General features: G+C 50.5%; 8 protein-coding genes. 5 read left to right on the plus strand and 3 right to left on the minus strand.

Annotated elements, in window-relative coordinates; translation table 11 throughout:
* Positions 1-93: 93 nt before the first annotated feature.
* The 3 genes from KKH67_03420 to typA form a co-directional block, all read right to left on the minus strand.
* Positions 94-729 (minus strand): PAS domain-containing protein, encoded by a 636-nt coding sequence (locus tag KKH67_03420; GenBank protein ID MBU1318227.1) that lies wholly within the window; start codon positions 727-729, stop codon positions 94-96.
* A gap of 280 nt (positions 730-1009) precedes the next feature.
* Positions 1010-1537: a hypothetical protein gene (locus tag KKH67_03425; protein ID MBU1318228.1), complete on the minus strand. Its 528-nt coding sequence runs from the start codon at positions 1535-1537 to the stop codon at positions 1010-1012.
* Positions 1538-1781: 244 nt separating this feature from the next.
* The gene (gene typA / locus KKH67_03430) at positions 1782-3695 is read right to left on the minus strand and encodes a translational GTPase TypA (GenBank protein MBU1318229.1); all 1914 of its coding nucleotides are present in this window, start codon (positions 3693-3695) and stop codon (positions 1782-1784) included.
* A gap of 412 nt (positions 3696-4107) precedes the next feature.
* On the opposite strand from typA, the gene KKH67_03435 reads away from it, so the two are divergent.
* The 5 genes from KKH67_03435 (at position 4108) to KKH67_03455 (ending at position 11181) form a co-directional block, all read left to right on the plus strand.
* Positions 4108-4731 (plus strand): hypothetical protein, encoded by a 624-nt coding sequence (locus KKH67_03435; protein MBU1318230.1) that lies wholly within the window; start codon positions 4108-4110, stop codon positions 4729-4731.
* 131 nt (positions 4732-4862) lie between these two features.
* Complete coding sequence (locus KKH67_03440) at positions 4863-5918, plus strand: hypothetical protein (GenBank protein MBU1318231.1); 1056 nt, start codon at positions 4863-4865, stop codon at positions 5916-5918.
* 176 nt (positions 5919-6094) lie between these two features.
* Entirely contained in the window at positions 6095-9007 is a 2913-nt protein-coding gene (locus KKH67_03445) for a CHAT domain-containing protein (protein ID MBU1318232.1), read from the plus strand.
* A 770-nt stretch (positions 9008-9777) separates the two neighbouring features.
* Positions 9778-10650, plus strand: coding sequence for a tetratricopeptide repeat protein (locus KKH67_03450; GenBank protein MBU1318233.1), 873 nt, complete (start codon positions 9778-9780; stop codon positions 10648-10650).
* A 225-nt stretch (positions 10651-10875) separates the two neighbouring features.
* Complete coding sequence (locus tag KKH67_03455; protein MBU1318234.1) at positions 10876-11181, plus strand: hypothetical protein; 306 nt, start codon at positions 10876-10878, stop codon at positions 11179-11181.
* Positions 11182-11424: the final 243 nt, after the last annotated feature.

Genomic DNA, 11424 nt, shown 5'->3' on the forward strand with positions numbered 1-11424 from the left:
ATAATCGAACGATGTACTTTTTCATCGACCACCTCCTTGTTTGCACAAATATAGCGCAAACAATTTCGGAAGTCAATGACATGCCCAATAATATCATGTTGACGGGACACTAGAGTGCTGTTCGCGATTGGCGGCAGGTATCAGCAGATCAAATGGAGCGTTCAGCAGCTCCTTAGCCTCGCGCAAAAACATCTTCTCAGCAGCCGGATTGAGATCTGAGATCAGACCCTTATCATTGATCACTATAACTGCGTCTTTCACGGAACTGATCAGCCCGGAGAGCATTTTCTCCCGGTCCACCAGAGTTGTCTCTATCAATTTACGATACGTGATGTCGCGCAGTGTCACCAGGTATGCCTGCTCTCCCCTCCACTGGATCGCGACTGCTCTCATTTCGGCAGTGGCCACACTCCCGCTGGCTTGCGGAATGCTGAGTTCTGCTGGGGAACCAGATATAATCGAAAAACCGAACGGCTCTCCAATCAAATTTCCTGACTTGCGATTGAGCAAGACGCCGGCTGCGGGATTGGCGAATTTCACCACTCCTGCTTGATCCACCACCAGCATGGCGTCAGCGCTTTTAGCTACGATCTGATACAAGTGCTGCTTGTCTATAGCCGGGTCACTTATTGCTGTCCTTGTTGATTTCTTAGTGCCAGACATCTCGATAATCACTCCCGGAAAGATTGGTGAACGTTCGCCGTCAACCGGTGCAAAGTCGCAATGCATCGTAGCGAATCTTGTCTTTAGTTCTATTTATCGGCTTGGCGTGTCGATAATGCAGGGTGGAAAATTGGGGGGGATGGGGGTGTACTGAATCACCTGTGAGATTTCGAGCAGGAGATCGATATGGTGATCTCTCAGCCGCCCGGCGCCACAAGGTGAGCGTAAATTGCCACGCTTTGCTCGCAGTGACAATGTCCGGGGTTTATCAACAAGTCCCTCCATGCGTGCGAATTACGATGATAACGAAGTGTCTCACGAGGTCTGATTTATCTGCATGACGCGTTTAACTGACTGGTAGCTCGACTCGGAATGTGGTCCCCTTGCCGGGTTCGCTTGTAGCGGAGATACTGCCCCCATGAACATCAACAATTTTTGCGCATGTTATCATCCCAAACCCATGGCCATCCGGTTTTGTGGTCTGTTGCTCCGGAACATCTATTACAGGCGCTTGATTGACACAATATTCTATGGCGCCCATTTCGGGGGCTGATCCGCAATAATCGTAGCCAAGATAAAGTCCCGTATTAATGGCCGGTGAGCCGCCCTGGAGGCTAAAATCACCACCTGCTGGATTGACAAATAGTGGATCTGCGGAAATGCCCCCTGCGGAATCGACTACTCCGCTCGAATCGAATCCGTCATTGTCATCGTCGCCTGTTGGGGAGACAAAGTAATTGACACAAAGTGCTGGCGCTGCACACAGTGTGAAGCTGAGTGCAGTCAGGAACAGCGGAAGCAACCAGCTGCGGAAAATGCTGGCAGGTCGAATCGCATGTCTGAGTCTAACCGGATGTTTCGCAGTACATTCCATACTTAAGTCTTGTATCGGCACTCGTGCCAATATCCTTATTAGCGAAGAGTCAGTTCTACTGGTCTATTCAGTAGTGCGGGAAGCAGATGGCAGCGTTATAGGGACAGATAGAGTAGATGATACGAGCGTAGTTGCTTTGAGGTCAGGTCGTTGTTTCAACAAGAAACAATGGGGCCATCTATGATGTCACAAGAAAAGTCAGGATATGTGTCCTGACTTTTTCTTTATATGATTCTTGAGGCAATTATGCGGAACGTCTCGGTTGTAACGCATTGGTGCTTTCTTTTAGGGGGTGCTGTATTTTCTCGGCACGTCTTCGAGCATCAGTATTGAGGATTGTCTTTCTAATACGAATAGATTTCGGAGTCACTTCAACCAGCTCATCATCTCTGATCCATCCCATTGCCTGCTCTAACGTCATCTTACGAGGGACATCAAGTGTGACAGCTATATCCTTTGTTGATGACCGATGGTTGGTAAGATGCTTCCGTTTGGTCGGGTTGCAGATTATATCCATATTTCTTGAGTTTTCGCCGACAATCTGACCGGCATAGATTCTTTCTGCGGGTTCAACGAAAATGACCGACCGCTCCTGAAGCCCTTCCAGGGCATAGGCCGTGGCAGTACCCGTTTCGATACTAACGACAGAACCTTTAGTTCCCTGTACGAGATCACCACGCCACGGACCGTAGCGAATAAAGCGGGATGCCATTATTCCGAGACCACGTGTGTCTGTCAAGAACTCCGACCTGTATCCGATTAGGCCACGTGTAGGAATTTCGAATTCTATACGAATAGTATTCGTACCGGCATTCTCAACTGATGTCAAATCACCCTTACGCTTGGCTATTTTTTCAATGATGATTCCCTGATGTTCTTCGGGAACATCTATGATAAGCTGTTCAATCGGTTCCAGTACATTTCCATTCCCGTCAAGATGTGTGATGACTTCCGGGCGGGAAATACAGAACTCAAGTCCTTCTCGTCGCATCTCTTCAATTAAGATAGCCAAATGAAGTTCGCCCCGTCCGGAGACTTTCACACCATCTGGGCGACCGATATCTGCCATTCGAAGCGCAACATTCACACGAAGTTCTCTTACGAGTCGTTCTTTCAGCTGACGGAGCATAATCGCCGTGCCATCCTGTCCTGAGAATGGTCCATTGTTGACCAGGAAGAACATTGAAAGAGTAGGTTCTTCGATCTCGAGAGGTTTCAGTGCTTCTTTGGTATCTTCATTCTTGGAAAAGGTATCGCCAATTCCAATCTCCGGCGGCCCGGCTAGCCAGACAATATTGCCGGCGGAAATTTCATCGGTTTCGACGCGAGTCAGGCCGCGAGTCATCCACATATGGATACCCTTTGCCTTTGACGAGGAATCGAACTCCCAACCTTTATCTCGAGATGATTTGTCTTTCAGCCTTGTAACCATGCGGGTGAAATCTTCACCTTTCCTTAAAGTACCTCGGAGAACACGCCCACAGCCAATTTGACCGATATAGTCACTCCAATCAAGGGAACTGACCTGCATTAAGAATTCACCATCTTGATTGACTTGTGGAGGAGGAACTTCGTCGATGATTGTCTGAAAGAGGGCATCCATTCCTTTGCGCCCTTCTTTGTCCAAATCACTGACAAACCATCCTTCAAGACCGGAGCCATAGAGTACCGGGAAATGGGCCTGGTTATCGGTTGCACCTAATTCTATAAAGAGGTCAAATGTCTTATTCAGGGCATAATCCGGCTGGGCATTCGGACATTCGACTTTGTTGATAATGACAATCGGGCGAAGTCCGAGCTTCAGGGCGCGCATGAGCACATAACGGGTTTGAGGCATCGGCCCTTCACTGGCATCAACTAGAAGCAGAACCGAGTCAACCATAGAGAGTACTCGTTCCACTTCGCCGGAGAAATCGGCATGACCGGGGGTATCAATGATATTTATCAGGTAATCATTCCATGATACGGTGCAGTGTTTTGAACGAATGGTAATACCGCGTTCACGTTCCAGTACATTGTTGTCCATGAGCCGTTCGGCAACTTCCTGGTTTTCGCGGAAAGTCCGCGTAGCTTTGAAAACAGAATCTATGAGTGTCGTTTTGCCGTGATCAATATGGGCAACAATGGCAAGATTTCGGATGCGAGCAATATCAGTCATCAGTCAATGCACCTTTCATACACACTATATCTGTGCAGCAACTTATTCCAATAGAACCTGATGGTTGAATCTTCAGGGAATAATTGCGCAGAAAAAACCCGAATAGACATTTCGCCATCCGGGGAATTACGAAAAGCTAATAATATAGGGCTTAGTTAGAATTTGTCAATGAAAAGTATTATGAGAGTTTCCTCATTTTCCGAAAAACGATAATTCCACTTACTCAAATCACCAATTCACTGATCAGAAATCGATTATAGCAAATCACCAAGGGGAAATGAGGAACGTCCTGAAAGTAATACGCCCGAATTGACCGGTGACGGGCCAAGAAAATCGTTGACATGCAGACTCCAAAATAGTAGAATTTGGTTTACACGGTCGATTTATTGCAGCTTATCAGGTCATAGCTTACATGTTGGATCAATCTTGGCCTCCGTTTCTGGATCTGCTCGATTCGGACCCCGATGCGGTTTTTAGAGGTTTCTATTCATTTGCTATCCGCTTGCTGAAGCTCAAGCCGCCTCGCGGGATGCGAAGCCTTGCCGAAACAGAAAAGCAGGATTTAGCGCAGAGCATCGTTCTGCACTGTGTACAGGACAATTTTGCAGTCTTGCGCCGCTATTCCGACTGCGGCAAACCGTTTGCAGCATGGTTCTATGTGTTGTCTCACAACCGATGTCTTGATTACCTGAAGAAGCAACGGCGGGAGGACGACATTTTCGTAGGTGGTGGCGAGTGCGGAAATTGCGGTCAAGACAAGTACGGTGAAGATCCTGACATTGATCCGCAAGAAAGAACCAAGCTGAAGGGTGCTATTGAGATTGTCAGGGCTTGCATGTCGGACTTGGGGCAGTACTGTCAACTGCTGCTGCAGCTTGCAGCTGACGAGTACACACCAAGAGAAATGACTATGGCGATGGGGTGGCCGGCGGATCGGAACAAGAGGGTGTCTGATGATCTTAGGGAGTGCCGTAGGCGTCTGAAAAGACTGGTTTCTGAGAAGGGCATTGATGTGTGTACGGTCTTGCAGTCATAGAGGAAGATGTCCTGTCGGCACCACTTTCTGCATGAAGCGATCCCGAAAAACGGGCTGATGGAAGTTGTATATATTGGGAAGTACATTGTCGTCATTGACGGCTGAACGAAGAACGAGAGGCGGATCGGAAAATGTCGGCCAACCGGGATCATAAGGCCAATGAAGATAGGCAGCTGGACAGCCTGGTGAGAGCAGCCAGAGATCGGGATGCCCCGCACTTCACCAGACCTTCCGAAGAGGCGATCGCAGCCTATCTACTTGGCTCTGCTACGGGCGCTCAAGAAGAGGAGATCAGAGCGGCTCTGATACGGTCGGCCTCTTTCAGGCGCGAGCTCCTTGAAATGGCTGAGGATCTCTTGATCCTCACCGATGCTGCTGTGACACAAGCGTTTATAGACTGCCCTCCCCCAGTCGCGCCCCATTTGAGCGGTTTTCTCGCTAAGGCTGCGGAACAGTCATCGGTCCAGGATCAGGTAGGCATTATTCAGCATCTGAAGAGCCTGACAGCAGCTCTCGTGTCGCTGGCACGCAGATTGACCGGCCAGCCGGTAGAGGGAGATGCGTCATTAACTCCGGCGGTCGCCGTGACATCAGGGCGAAGACGATTCTCCATGAGATCGGCTGCCCTTGGATTGGCGAGTGTGATGATTCTCGGACTGGTATCGATTCAGATTGCGCTGATGTTGAATTCCGGTAGGGGAGTCCTATCGATAGCTGAGTTTGAATCGGTGGAAGTCATGGATAAGGGAATGTTTGTCTCGAACATAACAAGAACCGGTGATGAAGTACTTGTGCAGCATGTCTTCGCCAGCGATCAAGAGGCTGCCGAGGCGGCCTTCGCCGATGCTGTGCAATACGAAAACGGTAAATATATATTGAACCCTGCGCCAGTCGAATTGCAGCATGATCAGCCTCGGACGATTGTGTCAGTCTCACTCGTCGATGGCACCGACAGAAAGCTGGTCGATGTCAGTTCCGTTTTGCTGGTGAGTAGCTTTGATGATGCAATTGATGCCAGGATCTGGCTACTGCTCTTGCCTTCAAGGGAGGTTCTTCAGACAGGAATGAATCTTGAATCGATATCGATTCTGGTGGACGAAGAGATGGACGTGCACGGATGCGTTGCAATCACATATCAGGTCGATGGCGGCTATCTGGCAACTCGGGCGTGGAGCTTCGGATTCTAAGCCTCAGCAATACAGGTGGGTATGCTATGGATCAGCTGGTGTACCTCGATGACAGATACGAAAGACACAAATGTTTCATTGAACCATATATTTCAATTGTTGCCTGACGAAAACTGCAATCTCCTAGTTTGACGGCATTCCCAATGATGAAGTCATACTTGCCAGGAGTGTCAAACATGGTTCGAAAAATGAAGATCCGGATTGTCGCGTCAATCCTGTTTCTTGTGTTTGTAGGGGGAGCGCATGCACAGGATTGGAGGGATCTGCTGGATCAGGCCTCATCGCTCTCCATGGCTCGGAACAACGATTCTGCTATAGTCCTGAGTGAATTAGCGATTAGAGCCGCGGAGGAAGAACTTGGATATGAGGATACAACTGTTGCGAGACTACTGTGTAACCTAGGTGTACTTTGCTTCCATGTCACTGATTTCGGCAGAGCTCTTCCGGTTTGGCAGCGTTCGCTCGCGATACGAGAGAAGGTTCTCGGTCCCAAACATCTCGATATTGCATTTAGCTTGAGCGGAACCGCTCTAACATACTATTATCTGAGCAGATTCGAAGATGCCGAACGATTGCAGAAGAGGGCCTTAGCTATGAGAGAAGAACTGGCTGGCCCGGATGACGAACTTGTTGCAAACAGCCTGAGCAATCTGGCAATAATATACCACGATCAGGGTAGATACGCGAAGGCCGAACCTCTGCATCTTAGATCGCTTGCCATTCGACAGAAAGTGTTTGGAGCAGATCACCTCTCCGTCACGGGCAGCATGAACAACCTTGCAAGGCATTATCTGGATCAAGGGAGGTTTACTGAGGCAGAATCTCTCTATGTGAGATCTTTGGCTATAAGAGAACGGGCTCTTGGGGCGGATCATCACAGTGTGGCGTATATTCTCAGCGATATTGCCGCTCTTTATCAGCTTCAGGGACGTTATGCCGAGGCAGAGTTACTTCATACGCGTGCTCTTGCAATTAACGAGGAATCTTCGGGTCCCCAGAGTTTGCGAGTGGCAGTCTGCCTAAGCGACCTTGCATCGCTTTATAAGGCACAAGGACGATACTCTGATGCAGAGCCACTGTACAATCGCGCTCTGAGTATAGTAGAGCGGAGTCTTGGAGCCGGGCATCCGTTCTATGCTGTCCAATTGTCGAATATGGCGGAAGTATATCAGAATACGGACAGGTACGCCGCATCTGAATCGCTCTGCAAACAAGCGTTGGCAATCTGGGAGGCCTCTCTCGGGTCGGAACACTATTACGTGGCTCAGGGATTAGAGGCACTTTCCAGGCTATGCAGGATGCAAGAGAATTACGATCAAGCGCTTGCCTATGCAAATCGTGCCTACACAGTAAGGCAGAAAAACTTCATAGATAATTCATCAGTTCTCTCGGAGCAGGATGCGCTGATTTATGCCCGAATTTTGCGCAACTCTGCTGATAACTACCTCAGTGCCTATCTCGAAGCAGACAGAGCAGGTTATCAGCCCGATCTCAATGCGGCAAATGTAGTTATTTCGAGCAAAGGCCAGGTTACAGATGGAATTCTCGAACGAAACAGGCTGCTTTCATCACAAGTGGATTCGGCGACGCGCGCATTGGTCAGCTCTTTAACCGCCACGAGGCACCAGTTATCCAGGCTTTTTGTGAATGGGCAGAGCGATGTCCGGAGTGACCTATCGATTACTGCCGACTCGCTGAGAAAGGTCGCTAACGACCTTGAGTCAAAGCTTGCCCGCCGGAGCGTGAGTTTCAAGGATCATCGGGACTTTGTGAATACCAGTGTCGAGGAGATTCGATCCCTGTTGCCGGACGGCATCACCCTGATCGAGTATCTGCGATTCAATTACAGGCCCCCTGACTCTAATGCTGACGACGCTATTCCGTATTACGTTGCTGTTGTTCTACGACGGCAGACAAACCCAGCAATGGTAATACTCGGCGAGGCGTCGCAGATCGATATGCTCGTGTCTGCATACAGCGAGCACATGAAGGGACTCTCCAGCCAGCGCCACATGCCTCTTGCAAGCGACAGGGAGACATACGAAGCTATTGCTACCAAGCTATACGTTGCTCTCATTGCGCCGGTTGAGAATCAACTCGCCCATGGTGAGACTGTTCTCATAGCTCCGGACGGCGCCATTAATCTGGTTTCCTATTCTGGGCTTATTGATGATGATGGCGCATATCTGATCGAGAAGCACGCTGTTCACTATATAAGTTCTGCTCGCGAGATCGCTCGTCGAGTAGGACAGCACGCAACTGGATCGGGTTTGCTTGCCGTCGGTGATCCGGATTTCTATGCCGATGCTATCGCAAGGACAGGCCAAAACGAGCAGGTAGTCTTCGCTTCGGTGAGCAAAGACCAGAGCGAAACACAGAACCTGCGTACCGGGTGTGAATACTTCAGCGGGATAACACTCCATCGACTGCCTGGAACCAGAAGAGAAATTGAGCTAGTTACCGCTCAATGGGAGACAACATTTGCAGAGTCATCATGTACTTTTCTGGGACAGGCGGCCAGCGAGGATAATCTGAAACTGTCGGCCACAGGGAAACGAGTCATCCATCTTGCCACGCACGGGTACTTTCTGACCCACGAGTGCGACGAGTCCGGCCCGGGCAGGATTCTCGACATGACGTATCGGCAGCCGATTGAAAATCCGCTTCTCCAATCGGGATTGTTTTTCGCAGGTGCCAATCTCCACGGCGCCGGCGCCGACAGTTTGGGCGTAGACGACGGCATTTTGACCGCTTTTGAAGTATCGTGTATGGATCTTCACGGAACGGACATGGTCGTGCTGTCAGCCTGCGAGACTGGGCTGGGAGAGGTGAAGAGTGGCGAGGGCGTGTATGGCTTGAGACGCGCCTTTCGCGTTGCAGGAGTTCAGACCATAATAAGCGCTTTGTGGCCGGTTCCTGACAGAGAGACTGCAGCAATCATGTATGATCTGTACGTCGCATCCGACATGACGATTCCTCAACGGCTCAGACAGTTACAGCTTCGACAAATATCCAGTCTGCGCGCCAATGGTCTGGCTGATCATCCATACAGCTGGTCTGCATTCATTGCAGTAGGTGACTGGGAGTAGCGAGCGTCTCACTTTCACTGTTGTTAACATTTCCATCAGTTTCTCGCCAGTCCTGTGCAACAGGCGATATCTCTGCCGTGAATCACTTCAAACACTATTGATATCTGTCGCACCGTCAAGCGGATGCCGTTGATGGGGCGTGTTGAAAGAATGCCGAAATCGCCAAACGGCGCCATCGCGAGGAACGAGTCTTCGAGCGACGTGGCGACTTCAGCCCTGCGCTGTCAGGAATCCCTTCCTGACAGCTTATAGAATCAACCAGGACATGGGGTATGTGTCCATTTGTTTCTGCATAGAGCAGGTAAGTCTCCGTTCGCTACGCTCACTCCGACTTACCTGCTCCTGAACCATTCCATCACCAATCTCTTTCCATCCTGACCCCAGATCAGAAGGGGGATACCTTTTAAGTTCCGAGTTCCACCAGGTGAGAGAAACATCTTTGTTTATCTACAAAATCGTGTTTATTATGCTTGGACAGAGATTCGACTCAATCCGGTACAATTATTAACATACCGCCTTGTTTAACAGCCCGGTTGCGCACAGGCAGTCAAGTTGCGGTTTTCATAACCGGCCAGGTAAGCGGCCATGGGAATTGACGATTTTCTGGTGAAAGAAATGTTTCGCTTTCCAGGCGATCAGCCGGAGTGTAACTTGGAAGAGGTACGCGAAACAACTAAACTGGCCCGGAGGGTTAGAGATGCCATCCGGGATTTCCTGAAAGGGAACACATGAGCAGGAAAAGTCTCCCAAAGCGACAGAAGCGAGAGAAAATGAAGAAGAAAGCCAAGGCAAAGTCGCAGGGGAAGAAGAAATCGAGCGCTCTTTCAAACCTGGAGAACCTTCCCCCACTACCGGATCACCGGGCAATGGAAGGGGTGATGTCCAGCATCTTCGGCGGCGGTAAGCGAAACGCAGTGGACGAGGCCCAGGAGATCATGTACGAAGCCTGGGAGGCGCCGACTCGCCAGCGTGCAGTGGATCTGGCCAGGAAGGCCCTGGAAGTATCCGCCGACTGCGCGGACGCTTACAACCTCCTTGCCGAGGAAACAGCGGAATCGCTCGAAGAAGTCATAGACTTTTACCGCAAAGGAGTCGAGGCGGGTGAACGCGCACTCGGCAAAGAAGAGTTCGAAGAAAGTGTCGGCCATTTCTGGGGTCTAACGGAGACGAGACCCTACATGCGCGCCCGCGCCGGTCTGGCGCAGAGCTTGTGGGAGGCCGGTCAGCGCGAAGAGGCCGTCGATCATTACTCTGACCTGCTGCGGCTCAACCCCAACGACAACCAAGGCATCCGGGCCCTCTTGATGCCATGCCTCATTGAGCTTGGCCGCGACGAGGACGCCGAAAAACTCTTCAAGCAGTACGATGGAGACTGCACGGCCTTCTGGATGTACTCAAGGGCACTACTTGATTTCCGGATGCACGGTGATTCCGCAATCGCAGACAAGTCGCTGAAAGCAGCCCTCGGCGAGAACCAACACGTGCCTCCCTACCTCCTGGGTCGAAAGAAGTTGCCGCGCACCCTTCCCGGGCATTACGGCTTCGGCGACGACAACGAAGCCGTGCTCTATGTCCACGAGAACTGGGCGGTATGGAAGGCCACTCCTGGAGCGATGAAATGGCTTGCGGCCAAGGTGAAATGAGAGGTGGGTCGTCCCATGTCTAACAGCCGGGATGTAGCCACAAAGGAAAGCCCGAAAACCGGTTTTCGGATAAGGAAGTGATTCACGTGACAGACAAGGAACAGCAAAGCGTTCCCCAAGATGCGATAAGCAGAATTATCAAGATCCTTGAGCCGTTGGAATTGGGGGACAGAGTGAAAGTCCGGGCTGCTGTCTGTGCGTATTTTCAGCCTATGGGAGGCCAGAGTGTACAGCTTCCCGATCATCCCATTGGCGACTTGGGGTCGTATAGCGACGAAACGAGAGGACAACCCGATGCGCCAGAAGACGATCGGAATCTTCAAGGACGAGAAACAGCCCAAAACGGCTGCAGAGATGGCTGCAGTGATGGCCTATTATCTGAAGGAACTTGCACTTGGCGATGAATGGAAAGACTCGGTATCTGCTGACGATGTGACGATTTATTCTCTCAAGGCTGTACGTCTTCAGACAAAGTGGACGCCTTGCCTGATAGCAGATCAAGGACCATCTCAAACTTCTGCTCATCCGTGAACTCGCTCACCTCCGGTGAATGCAGTAGAATCTCACAATAGATCTGTTATGATCCCCGCTCAGAGACTAAAGGATCTGCAACGACTGCGGATAGATTTGTTGTCTAGTAGAATTCTAGACTGAACCAGAAGGGGGCGAACTGCACTTGCGGGGCTAATAGAGACATCACCCAGGGCTAATAGACATCACCCATTGAAATCGATTGTGGCTCACCTATTGTCATCGACGGAAGGTGGGCGACAA

The organism is Candidatus Zixiibacteriota bacterium, from assembly GCA_018820315.1.
Classification (GTDB): Bacteria; Zixibacteria; MSB-5A5; order JAABVY01; family JAHJOQ01; genus JAHJOQ01.

Bases quoted from the DNA above. Each gene is read 5' to 3' on its own strand.
- KKH67_03420 (MBU1318227.1), bottom strand. From the start codon at position 729: ATGCATTGCGACTTTGCACCGGTTGACGGCGAACGTTCACCAATCTTT.
- KKH67_03425 (MBU1318228.1), bottom strand. From the start codon at position 1,537: ATGGAATGTACTGCGAAACATCCGGTTAGACTCAGACATGCGATTCGA.
- typA (MBU1318229.1), bottom strand. From the start codon at position 3,695: ATGACTGATATTGCTCGCATCCGAAATCTTGCCATTGTTGCCCATATT.
- KKH67_03435 (MBU1318230.1), top strand. From the start codon at position 4,108: ATGTTGGATCAATCTTGGCCTCCGTTTCTGGATCTGCTCGATTCGGAC.
- KKH67_03440 (MBU1318231.1), top strand. From the start codon at position 4,863: ATGTCGGCCAACCGGGATCATAAGGCCAATGAAGATAGGCAGCTGGAC.
- KKH67_03445 (MBU1318232.1), top strand. From the start codon at position 6,095: ATGGTTCGAAAAATGAAGATCCGGATTGTCGCGTCAATCCTGTTTCTT.
- KKH67_03450 (MBU1318233.1), top strand. From the start codon at position 9,778: ATGAAGAAGAAAGCCAAGGCAAAGTCGCAGGGGAAGAAGAAATCGAGC.